18 protein-coding genes are annotated in these 15,545 nt (G+C 52.6%); 8 read left to right on the top strand and 10 right to left on the bottom strand.

All coding sequences use genetic code 11. The annotated features are described in order from the left end of the window. Positions 1 to 252: 252 nt before the first annotated feature. The 3 genes from BOW52_RS07110 to BOW52_RS07100 all read left to right on the top strand — a co-directional run bounded on the left by BOW52_RS07110 (position 253) and on the right by BOW52_RS07100 (position 3,014). Positions 253 to 468, top strand: a complete 216-nt coding sequence (locus BOW52_RS07110) for a hypothetical protein (RefSeq protein WP_078483395.1) — start codon at positions 253 to 255, stop codon at positions 466 to 468. 100 nt (positions 469 to 568) lie between these two features. Then, entirely contained in the window at positions 569 to 1,108 is a 540-nt protein-coding gene (locus tag BOW52_RS07105) for a hypothetical protein (RefSeq protein ID WP_078483394.1), read from the top strand. Beyond that, the gene (locus tag BOW52_RS07100) at positions 1,077 to 3,014 is read left to right on the top strand and encodes a hypothetical protein (protein WP_078483393.1); all 1,938 of its coding nucleotides are present in this window, start codon (positions 1,077 to 1,079) and stop codon (positions 3,012 to 3,014) included. Before BOW52_RS07105 ends, BOW52_RS07100 begins: the two co-directional genes overlap by 32 nt. A 48-nt stretch (positions 3,015 to 3,062) precedes the next feature. Here BOW52_RS07100 and BOW52_RS07095 read toward each other — a convergent pair whose 3' ends face one another. The 3 genes from BOW52_RS07095 to mog all read right to left on the bottom strand — a co-directional run bounded on the left by BOW52_RS07095 (position 3,063) and on the right by mog (position 4,550). Beyond that, entirely contained in the window at positions 3,063 to 3,461 is a 399-nt protein-coding gene (locus BOW52_RS07095; RefSeq protein ID WP_078483392.1) for a hypothetical protein, read from the bottom strand. A gap of 12 nt (positions 3,462 to 3,473) precedes the next feature. Further along, positions 3,474 to 3,935 carry a cytochrome c gene (locus BOW52_RS07090; RefSeq protein ID WP_078483391.1) on the bottom strand — a complete coding sequence of 154 codons (462 nt, stop codon included), beginning with the start codon at positions 3,933 to 3,935 and terminating at the stop codon, positions 3,474 to 3,476. An 84-nt stretch (positions 3,936 to 4,019) separates the two neighbouring features. Further along, positions 4,020 to 4,550 carry a molybdopterin adenylyltransferase gene (gene mog, locus BOW52_RS07085; protein WP_078483390.1) on the bottom strand — a complete coding sequence of 177 codons (531 nt, stop codon included), beginning with the start codon at positions 4,548 to 4,550 and terminating at the stop codon, positions 4,020 to 4,022. A gap of 157 nt (positions 4,551 to 4,707) precedes the next feature. Between mog and BOW52_RS07080 the strand changes: the two genes are divergently transcribed. Both BOW52_RS07080 and hpnC read left to right on the top strand, forming a co-directional pair. After that, complete coding sequence (locus BOW52_RS07080) at positions 4,708 to 6,003, top strand: DNA recombination protein RmuC (protein WP_078483389.1); 1,296 nt, start codon at positions 4,708 to 4,710, stop codon at positions 6,001 to 6,003. Between the two features lie 5 nt (positions 6,004 to 6,008). Then, a complete protein-coding gene (gene hpnC, locus BOW52_RS07075) occupies positions 6,009 to 6,878 on the top strand; it encodes a squalene synthase HpnC (RefSeq protein ID WP_078483388.1) in 870 nt (289 codons plus the stop codon). Positions 6,879 to 6,881: 3 nt separating this feature from the next. Here the strand turns inward: hpnC and BOW52_RS07070 are convergent, their stop codons facing one another. The 3 genes from BOW52_RS07070 to BOW52_RS07060 are packed head-to-tail and all read right to left on the bottom strand — an operon-like array spanning position 6,882 to position 9,431. Continuing rightward, positions 6,882 to 7,625 carry a DUF6817 domain-containing protein gene (locus BOW52_RS07070; protein WP_078483387.1) on the bottom strand — a complete coding sequence of 248 codons (744 nt, stop codon included), beginning with the start codon at positions 7,623 to 7,625 and terminating at the stop codon, positions 6,882 to 6,884. A gap of 43 nt (positions 7,626 to 7,668) precedes the next feature. Beyond that, on the bottom strand, positions 7,669 to 8,370 hold the full coding sequence (locus BOW52_RS07065; RefSeq protein ID WP_078483386.1) for a hypothetical protein: 702 nt from the start codon (positions 8,368 to 8,370) through the stop codon (positions 7,669 to 7,671). A gap of 8 nt (positions 8,371 to 8,378) precedes the next feature. Beyond that, a complete protein-coding gene (locus BOW52_RS07060) occupies positions 8,379 to 9,431 on the bottom strand; it encodes a glycosyltransferase family 2 protein (protein ID WP_172840220.1) in 1,053 nt (350 codons plus the stop codon). 211 nt (positions 9,432 to 9,642) lie between these two features. Here BOW52_RS07060 and hpnD point away from each other — a divergent pair, with 211 nt between their 5' ends. Genes hpnD through BOW52_RS07045 form a run of 3 tightly spaced genes read left to right on the top strand, consistent with a single transcriptional unit; the run spans position 9,643 to position 12,603 of the window. Further along, positions 9,643 to 10,515 carry a presqualene diphosphate synthase HpnD gene (gene hpnD, locus BOW52_RS07055; protein ID WP_078483399.1) on the top strand — a complete coding sequence of 291 codons (873 nt, stop codon included), beginning with the start codon at positions 9,643 to 9,645 and terminating at the stop codon, positions 10,513 to 10,515. Then, on the top strand, positions 10,508 to 11,845 hold the full coding sequence (gene hpnE / locus BOW52_RS07050; protein WP_078483384.1) for a hydroxysqualene dehydroxylase HpnE: 1,338 nt from the start codon (positions 10,508 to 10,510) through the stop codon (positions 11,843 to 11,845). Before hpnD ends, hpnE begins: the two co-directional genes overlap by 8 nt. Before the next feature lie 20 nt (positions 11,846 to 11,865). Next, positions 11,866 to 12,603, top strand: a complete 738-nt coding sequence (locus BOW52_RS07045; protein WP_078483383.1) for a YciK family oxidoreductase — start codon at positions 11,866 to 11,868, stop codon at positions 12,601 to 12,603. 139 nt (positions 12,604 to 12,742) lie between these two features. Here BOW52_RS07045 and BOW52_RS07040 read toward each other — a convergent pair whose 3' ends face one another. The 4 genes from BOW52_RS07040 to BOW52_RS17350 form a co-directional block, all read right to left on the bottom strand. Then, a complete protein-coding gene (locus BOW52_RS07040; RefSeq protein ID WP_078483382.1) occupies positions 12,743 to 13,039 on the bottom strand; it encodes a hypothetical protein in 297 nt (98 codons plus the stop codon). Between the two features lie 124 nt (positions 13,040 to 13,163). After that, the gene (locus tag BOW52_RS07035) at positions 13,164 to 13,487 is read right to left on the bottom strand and encodes a low molecular weight protein tyrosine phosphatase family protein (protein WP_078483381.1); all 324 of its coding nucleotides are present in this window, start codon (positions 13,485 to 13,487) and stop codon (positions 13,164 to 13,166) included. 103 nt (positions 13,488 to 13,590) lie between these two features. Then, positions 13,591 to 14,250, bottom strand: coding sequence for a hypothetical protein (locus tag BOW52_RS17355; protein ID WP_236725663.1), 660 nt, complete (start codon positions 14,248 to 14,250; stop codon positions 13,591 to 13,593). 129 nt (positions 14,251 to 14,379) lie between these two features. Next, a complete protein-coding gene (locus BOW52_RS17350; protein WP_236725662.1) occupies positions 14,380 to 15,462 on the bottom strand; it encodes an ATP-dependent nuclease in 1,083 nt (360 codons plus the stop codon). Positions 15,463 to 15,545: the final 83 nt, after the last annotated feature.

The raw sequence follows: 15,545 nt of genomic DNA, 5'->3' as shown, positions 1-15,545 counted from the left end.
TTCGTCGTTCGCTCTCGCTCTCAACTACGAATAGGCAGACGGCGTCGACTATCGCGGACTAACCGCCTTCGCTTCGCTATCCATGGCGGTCAGCGCTTGTAAACAGCCTCTGCGCACATTGAAATATTCGCAGCTACGATCATCAGCGGAATACCTCCAACGGCTCACAGCTGGAAAATTGCCACTGCTCTAATCGCCATCATTGGTCTATATTCTGCTGAGAACTAAACACAACAAGCCAAGGGGCCTCGCATGCTGCGGCAGAAGCTCATTCCTATCTTCACCGCACTACTGATTACACTTTCATTCAGCCCCAACCTACAGGCCGCAGGTTCACAGGTCTCCATTGCGAGCGATGAGAAGTGTTACGGCCCCGACTGCGAGTGGTATCAGAGGCTGCTCAACACCCTCCCGGGGAGTCGCTATTTTTGCTCTCCGTCGTTCGCTCACGCTCTCAACTACGAATAGGCAGACGGCGTCGACTATCGCGGACTAACCGCCTTCGCTTCGCTATCCATGGCGGTCAGCGGAAGAGGCCGAGGACAAGGCCTACGCCGCCCGCGCCTGCATGGAGCGTATTCTTGAGCTGACTATCGCCAATCGTGAAACATTGACCCAATCCGGCAACCTGACACAGGATCAGCTCAACCGCACCGTGCTGGCGTGGCAGACGGCCAAGGTACTGCGCAGTATCTCCAAGGGTGCCTGGGAGGCGGCCAAGTTCCTCTCCGGAGACCTCTCATCACCAACCCGAGTATTAAAAGAGATGGTCGACACCATGGTCGGTAGCGATGAGACCGCTTCGGGATCAGTGCGCATGGGGGGTATGGCGGCACTCGACCCTAACTCCTTCAAGGAGGAGGCGATTGCACAGGCCAAATCTGGCATCAAACAGATGCTTCAGGACGAGGGGTTTCCACCCAGCGTCTCTCAGGGTGTGGCCGATGGTGTGGTAACCAATGTCGTCAACTCGATCGAGGCGGGCAACAAGGGTGGATTTAACAAGATGCTGGTTGCCGACATCGCCGCGCAGGCGATCAATGGCTATGTGAAGCGAACTCAAGCAGTCGATCGATATGGGCATCGAGATTATACAGGGGCTGAATGAAGAGCGTATGGGCCGCATCAGGACACTTGAGGGTGAACTGGTTGCCAACAGCGCTGCCATTGCAGGCGCCAGCGAGTCGATCATGCAGCTGCGCCGCTCTATCGAGAAGGCCAATGAGTTGCTCGCCAATATCCGCACTGAGAAGGCGAAGCTTGAGGCTAATGCCAGTGAGTGTCAGTTGGAGCGCCGACGCGCCTGTTGGAACGCCTACGATGCCGCGCTCGCCGAGGCCAACAAACAGCTCGAAGCGGCGATCAAGAAACTAGACGACGCCGAGAACGCCAAGAACAAAGAGGTTGAGGATGCGGCCAAGGCTGCACAGACGCTTCGCGATCGCCTCAAAGCGACCTATGAGGAGATCAACAATCTTGAGCAACAACATGGCGACAAACTTGACGACTATCGTCGCGCCAAGTTGGAACTGGAGGCGGCCGAGGAGTACTACGATCGTGCCCAGCAGGAGGCGAGTGACTTCTCCCGCGCCAACAATATCACCGGCTACACCCAGACCTACTCCAACCTGATCGCCGATTTCCATGCCGACCGCGCAAAATGGCTACGTGAGGTGAAACGACTCGAGGGCGAGGTAAAACCGATAGAAGATCGGCTTGATGCACTACGCAAACAGGCCGATGAGGATTGGCCCAATCTAGCCAAGGCCAACGACAAACATGAACAGCTGGAGGGGGAGCTTGATCAGCTGCGCGAGGGTAACAAACCGAAACGTGAAGAGGCGGCCAAGGCTCGCGATCAGGCCGCCAATCAGGCGCAGACCGAACTCGATGCCTGTCTGAAGCGGGTCTCGGATGCAGCCTCAAGCGATGCCACCCTGCTCTTCACCATGGCACGTAACCCCAACCTCGACCGTTGCGGCAAGCTGCTCGCCGAGGCCGAGGCGGGCTATGAAGCGGTTAAACGCAACAACGTGAAGAAGTTCATCGAGGTTCCCTGTCCCAAGAAGCCAAAGATCGCTATCGGTTCCCCACCCATCTGCCCCGACCCGGCCGCTAATCGTGCCATCAGCGTCGGCCCTAACAGTGAGGTCGGCAGCGGTGCACGTCTGACCGAGAAGGCAACCGGCATGCTCGGCGGTGCCCTGGGCGGTCTTCTCGGCGGTGGCGGTGGCGGCTTCGGCATGGGCCCATCGAGCATGATGGGTGGCGGCGATGAGCCGGCACAACCCGACACCGTCGACGACCCGGTTTCGAAGAAGCTGAAGAAGAAGTTCACCCACAAACCGAGCGGTACCAAGCTTCGGGTGGGCGGCAAGTTCAACGACAAGGGGCTGCTGATCAGCACCACCATCCTCGATACGCCTGGGGACGGCACCTTCCAGACCGCCTACCTCGAGGATCCTCGCGGCCACCGCGGTGGTCCGGTCGGATACTGGATCTACGATGTCTACCAGGAGTGGAATCTGACAGTGAGCTGGACCCACGACCGCTGGGTCGATGGTGAGCATGTGCTGCATGAGGAGGGAGGCTGGCAGGAGAGCGGTACCAATCTGCTCGATACCTTCCGCGTGCCTGTCTACGAAGAGCCTATCTGGGCACGTCTCGGCTTTGGCAGCGCCATCAAGGGCATCAGCAGTCTCGGCACCCAGTACCTGATCACCAAGGAGCAGCTAAAAAAGGAGCCGGTCTACCTCGTCACCCATATCACCCAGCCCAATGCGGACCCGGTGACTACCGTACCGATGATCCTAAAACTGAGCCTGAACGCCAAGGGTAAACTCGATATGAGCCAGGTGAGTGCCACCAAGGCCGATATCGACTGTAAGGGTAAGAAGCGGACCAAGGTGAAGCAGCCTGAACCGAAGAAGAGTAAATCAAAGCCGAAGGCCAAGGAGCCGACACGCGACCCTGAACCAAGTCCTCTCGACAATGAGTTCTTTATGGGGTCGTAACGGGATCGTCAGCGCACATCCCTGATTCGGGTGTGCGCTGCTCTAGAATCAGTGCTTGGTGAGGTGTTCCTGGGTGATGTAACCGTCGGAGACCATCGACTCGATAGCCGTTTCACGCTCCTGCAGGTTGAAAGGAACGGCCAGATATTCGGGAAGCTCGACCTGCTCATCGCCCAGTCGTATCACCTCCGCCTCTAACAGGCGATCGAAGACCGAACCAAGCGTCGTCTCAAACGACTCCGGCGGCCCTGCCTCATAGTGACCACCCAGATGATCAAACAGCTCCTGTACCGTATGTTGTCCATCAGCCAGCGCCACGACCGTGCCGAGCCAGGCATCAAGCTCATTCGCCGAGAAATTTTCCAGCACATCGATCACTGAAATCTGCTCACCCTCAGCATTGAAGGGAACAATGCGGAAAAAATATTTTGTCTTATCTAAGTCCATCTTCAAACCCCGTTATCGTGTTCGATACGCCATGTGACAGCCGACGCAACCTGCCGTCAGTTTTTGCAGCGCAGTGTAGGTCTTATTCACATCGCCCTGTTTGGCGACTTCGGCCAGCTCACTCGCCGACTCATGCATGCCCCAGCCTAACTCGCGCATCGCCAACGGCATATACCGCCCCGGTGGTACTCCACTCTCCCGGTGCTTGCCCATCGTGCTCTTGCCCATGCGCTGCTCGGCCACCTCGCCCGCCTTCTCATACTGATCGTCAGCCAGTAGTGCAAAGATGGTGGTGAGTGCTGCCAGATGATCTTGCATATCGGCGCGCATCAGTGCGCGGGTCTTGGCTGGCATCTCCACTAGCTGACGGTGGTCCTGCAGCTCTGCTGCTGTGTCTGTCTCTGCCTGCACACTTCCGTTCATAGAGAGAGGCAAAAAAAGGCCCAAACAGATGTAGCGTATCTCTCTTCTCATAGTCTCACCTCAATATCCGTTCCCCACCCTATAAAACTAGCACCACTCGTTACGGGTCGACTTGATCAGTGACAAAGGCGAATACTACTTCGCCTTGGGTCGAAACGGTTTCATCACTTCCTCATTGCACTCGAGGAACGGGCCTTCAATCAGATCAATGCAGTAGGGTACCGCCGGGAAGACGGCATCGAGACACTCGCGAATCGATTTGGGTTTGCCGGGGAGGTTAATAATCAGCGACTTCCCACGGATACCTGCCGTTTGGCGCGAGAGGATCGCCGTCGGCACATACTGCAGACTGGTCTGGCGCATCAGTTCGCCGAAGCCGGGCATCATCTTCTCACAGACTGCCTCGGTCGCCTCGGGGGTGACATCGCGTAGCGCCGGGCCGGTGCCGCCGGTGGTGACGATCAGACAACACCCCTCTTTATCGGCCAGCTCGATCATCGCCTTCTCGATCTCTGCCTGCTCATCGGGAATCACCCGGTAGACCGGCTCAAACGATGAAGTGAGGTAGTCGTTCATGGTCTCGATAATCGCCTTGCCGGAGATATCTTCGTAGACACCGGCGCTGGCGCGGTCGGACGCGGTGATGATGCCGATTCGGATGGTCATTGCTCTCTCCAATTACAGCGAAGGCGCTGCGAAACTGTTCGGTTGGAATGAATAGAATGGCGTATTTATACGCAACTTGGCGGTAAAAATGAAAGTTGCGTTACACCGACACGTCGGGGGGCTATTCACATCGCCCGCAATGGTATGATTCCAGCCCATGGATGCCACACAACTCACCGTCGTAATTATCACCGCCCTGCTCGCCCTCGGCCTCGGTCTGCTGATCGGCCACCTGCGTGCGCAACGCGAGGTCACCACCCTGCGTGAGGCGAAGATCAAGCTCAGTAGCGAGCTGGCACACGAACAGCGTAGCGCAGCCGACAAGATCGCCGCACTGGAGAAGGCGCAGGCGGAGGCGCGTGGCCAGCTCAGCGACACCTTCGGTGCGATGGCGAGCGAGGCACTGAAACACAACAGTTCCGAGTTCCTGAAGCTGGCGCAGGAGAACCTGAAGCAGTTCCAGACCCAGGCACAGGGGGAACTCTCACAACGCGAAAAAGCGGTTGAGAATCTGGTCAAACCGATCCGAGAGGCGCTGCAGAAGACCGAGAGCCAGATCCAGAAGATGGAGAGCGAGCGCCAGAGCGCCTACGGCTCACTGAGCAAACACCTTGAGACGATGGCCGAGGCGCAACGCCTACTGCAGGGTGAGACACGCAATCTGGTGCAGGCGCTACGCCGTCCCGAGGTGCGTGGTCAGTGGGGTGAGATGACACTCAAGCGCCTCGCCGAGCTGGCTGGCATGGTCGAGCACTGCGATTTCTACGAGCAGGAGCAGGTGCAGACCGAAGAGGGTGCGCTACGTCCCGACATGATCGTACGCATGCCCGACGGGCGCGAGATCATCGTCGATGCCAAGACCCCACTCGACGCCTATCTCAGCGCCGTTGAGGCGACCGATGACGAGAGTCGCCAGCGTGAACTGGCCCGTCACACCCGCAAGGTGCGTGAACGTGTTAAAGAACTCGCCTCCAAATCCTACTGGCAGCAGTTCAAAAACAGTCCCGATTTCGTGGTGCTCTTCATCCCTGGTGACCAGTTCCTCACCGCCGCGCTCGATAACGATCGTAAACTGCTCGAGGATGCACTGGCCGACAAGGTGATACTTGCCACCCCCACCAGCTTTGTCGCGCTGCTGCGTGCGGTTGCCTACGGCTGGCGTCAGGAGGCACTGGCAGATAACGCCGAGAATATTCGTAAGCTGGGTGAGGAGATGTACGATCGCCTCGCCACCTTTGCCGATCACCTCTCCAAGGTAGGCAAAAGCCTTGATAGCAGCGTGAATCACTACAATAAAGCGGTAGGCTCCTTCGACACTCGCATTCTCCCCTCGGCGCGCAAGTTCACCGAGATGGGTATCAGTGCCAAGAAAGAGGTCGGTGATAGCCAGCAGATCGAACGCGCACCGCGCCGGGTCGAGTCGGCCGAAACATCCAGCAGCGATAGCGAATAGTTTCGATGTCCTCCTCCAGAGAGATCAAGGCGGCCTACCGCTACTGCCTCGATATGGCCAAGAGCCATTACGAAAACTTTCCCGTCGCCTCCTGGCTGATGCCACGTCGTATACGGCTACCGATTGCGGCCATCTACGCCTTCGCTCGGACCGCCGACGACTTCGCCGACGAAGGTGATCTGAGCGTCGACCAGCGTTACGCCGAACTCGATGCGATGAGCGAGAAGTTGCATACCCTGGAACGTGGAGAGAGCATCAATGAGCCGATCTTCATCGCCCTGGCCGATGCCATCGAACGCTTCGCACTCCCCTACTCGCTACTGCACGACCTGCTCAGCGCCTTTCGTCAGGATGTCGAGAAACGACGCTACACCGACTTTGGTGAGGTGATGGACTACTGTCGTCGATCCGCCAATCCTGTTGGTCGCTTGCTGCTACATCTGTTCGGTGCTGCCACACCACGCAACCTTGCCCTCTCCGATGGCGTCTGCAGCGCCCTGCAGCTAATCAACTTCATGCAGGATATCGGACAGGACTTCGACGAAAACGACCGTATCTACCTGCCACAGGATGAGATGAAACGTTTCGGCGTTGGGGAGAAATACCTACAAGAGAAACGCAAGGCACTGCGTATGGATGACCTGATCACCCTACAGCTAGACCGCGCCGAGAAGATGCTGCGCGCTGGCTGCCCACTCGGCATCGTATTGAAAGGACGCTTTGGATTTGAGCTACGAATGATCTGCGAAGGAGGTGTGACAGTGCTCTACAAACTACGCGAGCGCACCAACCCATTCGAAAGACCACGACTCGAACGACGCGACTGGTACGGTATCGTGCGCCGGGCACTCCTACCAAAACGCGTCAGGCGTTAATTACTATTTGAAACGGAACAACAGCTTATTAAGCTTACGTCTCTTTTTATAAAGATAGGCCACAACTCTATGCAACCATGGTGTGGGAACTGCGGAGAAAAGACATCGGTCGGTACGTTTAAGTCGTTCTGAAACCGTACTCGTTTGCGTCGGATTAATAACGGCATTTAGTTCGACGGCAAACTCATCATTAACCAACGCTAAGGCCAGCGATCTCAGTTGATCCTCACGACCCTCGTAGAGGGCCAAGTGATCCTTACGGCTATAGGCCATTTCAAATTCGAGATTCTCTTCTAACTCGTTTGCAAGGCGCATAATCAAAATCTCGCGATCACGATCACTCATCTGGCCGAACTGTATGGCATACTCTCCAGTCGCACTTCTGCTCCAGGGGAATTCCGTATAGACCATAACCAGTGACTCCACCTCCTCACCTACAGCCGCAATCACCTGTTTACGTTTCCTCTCCGTAACACCTGGCCTTGGATCTCCGAATTGACCGAATAGATATACCGAGTGCAGCAGTGCAGCAGCCACCAGTTCCACCCGAAATTTGTGTTCAGCCATAATGCTCGCGGTTCCGACCAGATGGCATAGAAACGGCCTGCCGTTGGCACGAAAATGCGACGGAAAGAGCTCCAGCGAGAGTTCGTAGGCCTTAAATATCAGCTCAACGGCATTAATATCAAAATTGAGTGCACGCAGCTGACTATAGAGCTGAATATTCGTCTGGGCATATTTATACATAGTTAGTATTCACCACGCGTCCCTTGCAGCAAGCAGAGCAGCTTTACTCCCCCAGTCCCAATAGTTCTTTAACCTTTAGGGTTTGAAGCGCATCATCTTGGCGTAATTTGGCGTAGATGCTATCAGCCTGACACCGACCTAGGCGTTGGATCCATTGCTTTCGACGCGACACTACCCTTAGGCCCAGCCCCACATTTTTTGCCTCGAAGGCAAACCCAAGGTCGACCATATTCACATCCGACCACTGATTTACATCAAACTTCATTGCCGCAATCGGATGCAATGTCCCGCAGGTGGCCAGCACATCAACCCGCTTTCCAAAGCAGAGTCGACTGACCGCATCATAGACCTTTCTATCCTGTCTATATGATGCAATATCTGCTTCAAACACACTGCCATGCACACCCGCTGCCACACGGTCGTCATACTTCACACACTCTCTATAGAGACGTTGTATAAAATTATTCGGGTATAAAATATCGTCATCAAAACAGGCATAGTAGTCAGCACCATCACACAGCGACAGACCAAGCAATTTACCGTTAGCACCGATCTCGCCCATATCCTGTGAACGTAGAATTGTCATCCGTTCATGTTTGGCATAACTCGGAATAACATCAAACTTATCGAGATAGAGGTAGAGATGGTCGACATTAGCTAGCGCGCTCTCAATCGCCATCGGTGCGGTATCGGCACGCGAAGGCATAGTCGCCATACCTCCAACGACCACGTAATCTTTTCGCATATTTCTATTCAAGCCTGGCTTCCGCTTCGCCCATCGTCCAGACCAAACAGAGTTCCCGCCCACACTACTTCCGGTCTATTAGGTATCGATTTTTCACCCAACTTGGCGCGTTTCATATCAAACTGTTCTCGCACCCGGCGCTCTATTTTCTGCGAGATCAGACGCCTCATAAATTTTCGCCCGAGCACTTTTCTGGGCCACGGGTATACGGTAGCAATTGCCCTATCTCGATGGTTCTGAATCCAGCTATAACGAATCCTGTCTGCCTTCAGCTTTACACCCCAGGTCTCTTCAAACGCCTTGATCGATTCCACCGCACGCTCATCCGACCAGCGAAACAGGTGGTATTGAAGATCGACCGAATTGAAAGGATCGTAGGCCCGATAGGTGACACGACTATCCTTCTCAAAGGTGACCTTGGTGCCCATATCCATACAGCGCAGGGCAAAATCCATCTGCTCCCGGGTAATCAACCGCTCATCCAGACCACCCATGCGATCGTAGAGATCCTTGCGCATCAACATACAGTGGAACTCACACACTTCATTCTCCAGCATCGATGGATCACTCAGCTGGGCCTCCACCTCCTCAAGAGGAACATTCATAAAGCGATGCTGCTCGCTCAGAATGAGATTCGCACCGTCGCGTTCATGGTGCAATTTGCCACCAGCGTGGTGAATGGTCACCGTCTCACACGGACCGATAAAAATAAGTGGTGCCACCGCATCCGCATCATTCTCATCAGCATTTCTCTCCAGGGCCTCCAGCCAACCCGCTTCATACTCGATATCGTTATCGGCAAAGAGGACAAATTCGGTTTCAACCTCAGCCGCACCAATATTGCGTGCCTCATTGGGCGTAACCGGATAGGAAAGCGCTATATGCTTAAACGGCCGTTCGCTCTGAAGTGCCTTAATTTCGGCTCTAATCTCTGTGGGCGTCACCCCCTCAACCACAATCACCGGAACGGAATCGTCTACGGTATTGAAGATCGACTTCAACGATGGAATGACCGAAGAGAAACGCTCACGCGGAGAGACGACAATGGTACTTTTATACATAGGAGTAGTAGCGACCGGCAGATATATAGACAAACCCATTTCAATACCTCACCACCAACAAATCTATCAATATTAGCCACCGTAATACCCTATTTTCATTACAGGTTATGATACTTCATGCAGCACCAAATCTCACGATCACTCATCGCATATATTGTCTTTCCACTCACGACTACGGCATCATTAGCTAACCTTATTTACAAACATGACCATGACCCCCGACGAATATTGTCAGGAGCGCGCCGCCTCCAGCGGTTCGAGCTTCTACTACAGCTTCCTCTTCCTCCCCGCCGAGCAGCGCCGTGCTATCACCGCGCTCTACGCCTTCTGTCGTGAAGTGGACGATGTGGTGGATGAGTGTCGTGATGCGAGCGTGGCACAAAACAAGCTGATCTGGTGGCGCGAGGAGCTGGAACGCACCTACCACGGCGAACCACAACACCCGGTCGGCCAGGCGCTACAACCGATCATTGAGCAGTTTGCAATGCCGCAGGAGGAGCTGCTGGAGATCATCGACGGCATGGAGATGGATCTGGTGCAGCAGCGCTACGCCAGCTTCAATGAACTACGCCTCTACTGCCATCGTGTCGCTGGTGTGGTGGGTCTGCTCGCGGCAGAGATCTTCGGTTATGAAGATCGTCACACGCGAAAATATGCCGATGCGCTCGGTCTGGCCCTACAGCTGACTAATATCCTGCGTGATTTACGTGAGGATGCCGAGCGTGGTCGAATCTATATTCCCGAGGATGAGCTGCAGAAGTTTGGAGTAACTGCCGAGGATCTGCGCCGGCCACAGGCGAGTGAGCGGGTCGAGAAGCTGCTCCAATTCCAGGCCGAACGCGCCCTGCAGTGTTACCACGACGCCTACGCCCTGCTCCCCCCCGATGACCGCTATCGCCAGCGCACCGGGCTGGTGATGGCTGCCATCTACGAAGCGTTGCTGCATGAGATCATCGATGGTGGCTACAAGGTGCTTGAGGGCCGTACCTCGATCTCACCACTGCGCAAGCTCTGGATCGCCTGGAAGACAATGCAGCACGAAAAACGCCAACATAAACGGTTGATGCGTCGCCAGCATGCCTGATCGGAACAGCGTCGCCCAACAACGGGTCGTGGTGGTCGGTGGCGGCTGGGCAGGACTCAGCGCCGCAGTCGAGCTGAGCCACCGCGGCGTCCCCGTCACTCTTCTTGAGTCGGCCAAACAGCTGGGCGGTCGCGCCCGTTGTGTCCAGTTTGGCGAAAGCCGGGTCGATAATGGTCAGCACATCATGATCGGTGCCTACAGTGCGACGCTCGATCTACTCAAACGGTTAAAGCTCGATCAGAACCAACTGGTCGAACGCCAGAGTCTGCTACTCAAGCTGCTCTCCCCTACCGAATCCCCACTCGAGATGCGCGCAGCCAACCTACCTGCCCCGCTGCACCTGCTGGGCGCACTGCTCACCGCCAAGGGTGTCTCGATCGGCGACAAGCTGAAAACAGTACTCTTCATGGCGCGACTCAACAGTCGACACTTCACCCTTAAAAAGGAGCAGAGCGTGCGCGACTGGCTCGCCGCACAGCCGAGGCGCGTGGTGCATGGCCTATGGGAACCGCTCTGTATCGCCACTCTCAACACCCCTCCTGAAAATGCCTCAGCCAGACTCTTTATACGGGTGTTGAAGGAGGCCTTCAGTGGCCAGCGCAGCAACTCAGATCTACTACTACCGCGCACCGATCTCGGCACCACCATCCCGGAACCGGCAGCACACTACATCGAACGTCATAATGGACAGGTTCAGCTCAGTCGTCGTGTGAACGAACTGATCATTGGGCAGGGCCGCATCCTCGGCGTGGCGATCGATGAACAGATGATCCCTGCGAGCCATGTGATACTCGCCACACCTCACACCGCCACTGCGCAGCTGCTACAGGCACATGAAGGCCTCAATGAGACCGCAAACCAGCTAGTACAGATCCCCACCGAACCGATCTGCACCATCTATCTGCGCTACCCGGAACAGACACGGCTCGAACTACCGATGATTGGCCTACTCGACTCAGTCGGTCAGTGGGTCATCGATCGTCGTAACTGCGGCCAGCCAGGGCTGCTCTCGGTAGTGATCAGCGCCAACGGTCCGCATATGGATCTCAGTAACTGCGAACTAGCTGACCACGTCACTGCGGAGCTGAAACACCACTATCCTGAACTGCCCGAGCCGCTGGAATCGCTGGTTATTCGCGAGAAGCGCGCCACCTTTGCCAGCAACGTCGGCATCAACGCCTACCGCCCGGCCAACCGCACTACAGTCGAGGGGCTATGGCTGGCGGGGGATTACACCGACACCGGATTGCCCGCAACACTCGAAGGAGCGATACGGAGTGGTCTACAATGCGCACAAGATATTGCGGCTGAGTGGCCGCAACAGAATTAATCATCAAACAGGAACGACCGATGCAAGACTATTCACCCGCAGCCGATCTCTTGAAAGAGCGCGTTATCCTCATCACTGGGGCTGGAGATGGTATAGGCCGTGCGGCCGCCAGGAGCTTTGCCGCGCATGGTGCCACGGTTGTACTGTTGGGTCGCACAACTCACAAGCTGGAGAAGGTCTACGACGAGATCGTCGATGCCGGTCATCCACAGCCGGCCATCTACCCAATGAATCTCGAGGGCGCAGTGATCAAGGATTACGACGATCTCGCCAAGGTAATGGATCAGGAGTTCGGACGCCTCGACGGACTACTTCACAACGCCGCCTCACTCGCCCGCCTCTGTCCACTTGACCAGTACGACCCGGAGGGTTGGTACAAGGTGATGCAGGTCAACCTCAACGCCGCCTTCCTGCTTACCCAGGCGTGTCTGCCACTACTGAACAAGGCCGAGGATGGCCGCATCCTCTTCACCTCCGATCAGATCACCCAGGAGGTTAAAGCCTACTGGGGTGCCTACGGCGTCTCAAAGTTCGCCATCAACGGCATGATGCAGATGCTCGCCGAAGAGCTCTCCAATACCAACATCCGGACCAACGCCATCGTCCCTGGTCCCGTCCGCACCTCCATGCGTGCCTGGGCCTACCCCGGTGAAGATCCCAATAGCCTGCCGACACCCGATACCATCATGGCTAGCTACCTCTACCTCATGGGAGCCGATAGTAAAGAGAGTAATGGCGAAATCATCAACGCTCAGTAAGTAACGTTTTAAACAAAAAAGCCCGGATACGCTTTCAGCGATCCGGGCTTTTTTCTTCACCTGTGAAGAGCTAGAGTTTCAATCACTCCACTTCTTTAATTCGGCTCTCTGATCCGGTTTTTTTTCGATGTGATGCACATCATTTTGAGCTTTTCGCTTTTTTCCTACGAATCTCTTTTCGTTGCTGCTTGTTTGGTATGTTATCCCGAGTAGAAAGCACACTCTTTAATTCACTATATGCCTGCTGCCATTCAGGTGTATCTTTAAACTCTATAACTCCAGTTTCAGACACTTTGGGCTTTGTTTCATACCCATTTCTATCAGACAACTCAAAAGACTCTTCACACCTTAGTAGAGCAGCACGCCGACTCATTAATGAGCCAGTATGCATTTCATTTAATGCTTCTATTGTTTTTATTACTACTTTACTAGCCATTTCTATTTTTTAACATATAACGCAGAGCTAGGCCGACCGCCGTAGCTGTATTAATCTTGTGCTATTTAAGCACATAATTATATTCTGCGACGGCAGTCTGTTTGAGCGTTTTGTTATGTGATGTTTATATGCGCACATAACGGGGCACCTTTACCTTAAGTAGCTGGATCAGTTCTGGCTGCATACATTCATATATATCAGGTATATCTAGTACCGCCAGATTTTTGTCTTTTAATAATTCTTTATATTTTTTTGATATTTTGTTTCTATGACTTTTTTCCATAACTAGAATGACATCAGCCCATTCAATGAGGTCACCGCTTACTGGTGTTTCTGCATCCTTGTTTGTACCACAACTAATAGCATTTATGCCTTCACATTCTGAAAACACCGCTTCACCCGTTGGGCTTCGTAGTCGATTTTCACTACATACAAATAGTACATTCATATTTTGTACTTTTACACATAACGACCAAGCTCACCTGAATAATAAATCTGCATAGCGAAGCGGTGCAGCTTTATTATTCCGAGTGCAGCGCCTTGTTATACATTTATTCGAGTTCCATCTGAGCGCTAACATCTACAATTGGGTTTGCACCAATTGCCAATCGTAATGGAAAGCCTTTGACGTCCAAAATTGATGTTTCCAAGCTTACAACCAAATAGAGTTGGTCAGTGGTCTCCACAGATAGCTTGAACAAGTTCGCAATATTGCCAAATAGATTTCTACATTTTGTATTTAGCTCAATATCTGTTGTTGCTTCAGTAATGGATGCAAGAGCTGGAGTAACAATAGCTAGAACTATATCTCTAATCGCGGCGCCTTCATCAATGCTCTTTGCTTGGGCTGCATACTTAATTGCATCAACAACATCGTTAAAAGCATCATTTAATTGTTGTAATTCCATTTCTCCCATGTAGGAAACTTCGTGAGCAGCCGCATTTGGCTTTTCGTCAGTCGTTAATTGGTTAGCATTTAAATAATAAGCCTCAATAGTTCCCTTCTTTAGAATATAACAACCTAAACTGCCTAACAGGTCAATTAATGATAGAAGCCTTGTCTTCAACCCAGCCCATTCAGAATGATTATTAATCTGTTTTATGTCTTCAGGACTTATTTCTAACAAACTACAAAACACAGAACGACGCTTTGCAATAGATTCATCTCTTTCTTGATCTCTATTTAACCAGTACGCATGATTAGTTGCCAAGACACTAAAATCATCCCATTTTTCATCTACTAGACGAGTAAAGTCCTGGTAAATTCCTCGTGCAAATTGTGCTGCATTTCTATGACCAAGACCTATGGCAATATCATCTGCTTCATGAAGCGTTACAAATTAATTAATTAAATAAAAACCATCGGCAAGCGCATCCGCATCTGCAAGTACACTTGGCTTTTTTCCTATTAATCTCATGAGCTTTATCACTGCAGGCATTTGTCCTTTCCCTGTCACTGGGAGTATTTGAGAGCCTGCAGCTTCAGTATTTAAATCCAAAACCCTGCTAATACCAGAACAAATTATTTGGTCACTTGGTCCTTCTACAAGGAGAGGCCTATCACAAAATAGCGCCAGCTTATGTTCTTGCCCCATTCTTGCCAATAGAGCCCTTATCTTTCTATTTCTAAACTCACCTACCGAAGGATCAATTTGAACAGGTGCCTTGTACACATCACTACAGAATACAACAGAGGCTAAGTCATCAACGGATTGCAAGTGTATGAACTCTGTAGAATGGGTTGAAACAAATATAAGTTTCTTTCCGGATTGATCTGGGCTACCTGCAACTTTTGATATTTCTTGATATAAAAACGACTGAATCTGCGGGTGAAGTGAAACTTCTGGCTCGTCAATCAATACAGCACCAACTTCATCATCATATAATCCAGCTAAAATTGATACTAAGTGAAGCAAGCCACTGGCTTCGCGTGCGGACGAATATTCATTAGATTGAATATCGACTCTCGCAAAATGAATTTTTAGATAGCCGCCATTCCAATCTACACGGACGTCTCTATTAAAGAGCTTTCTCAATCTTTCTTGAACTTTGATCAGAACATCTGGCCTTTCTGACAGAGTAGCAAAATCACCAGTTACTGTTTCATTTTGATGACGTCTCTGCATGGAGTTTTTGTCACCATATCGAGCCTCTTCATATCGTGGATTACCGCCTCTTTGACCGTCGTAATCAGATCTATAGTTTTCTAGTGGCCCTAATCTGCCTGCCGATACGTATCGAACTTTCTTTCCTGAAACATGAGGCGAAATACCAGTTTTCAATCCCCTTAAAAGTGAAGTTTTACCAGAACCATCAGGGCCTACAAATGTTGTAATTCCGCTATAAACCTTAATAGACTTAGGTTCCAGGTTTGGAATATTCGAATGGCTAAGATTTATGCTTATTTCTGTAGGAAATTCCATCTAATTCTCTTTCATGTATAACAGTGAATTATGAAGCCAGCACATATATTGTGATATGTGACTGGTTCTTATAAATACGTTAT

The organism is Solemya pervernicosa gill symbiont, assembly GCF_002020875.1.
GTDB lineage: Bacteria > Pseudomonadota > Gammaproteobacteria.
The sequence above is the reverse complement of the archived record's forward strand: the minus strand, read 5'-3'. Positions and strand labels throughout refer to the sequence as shown.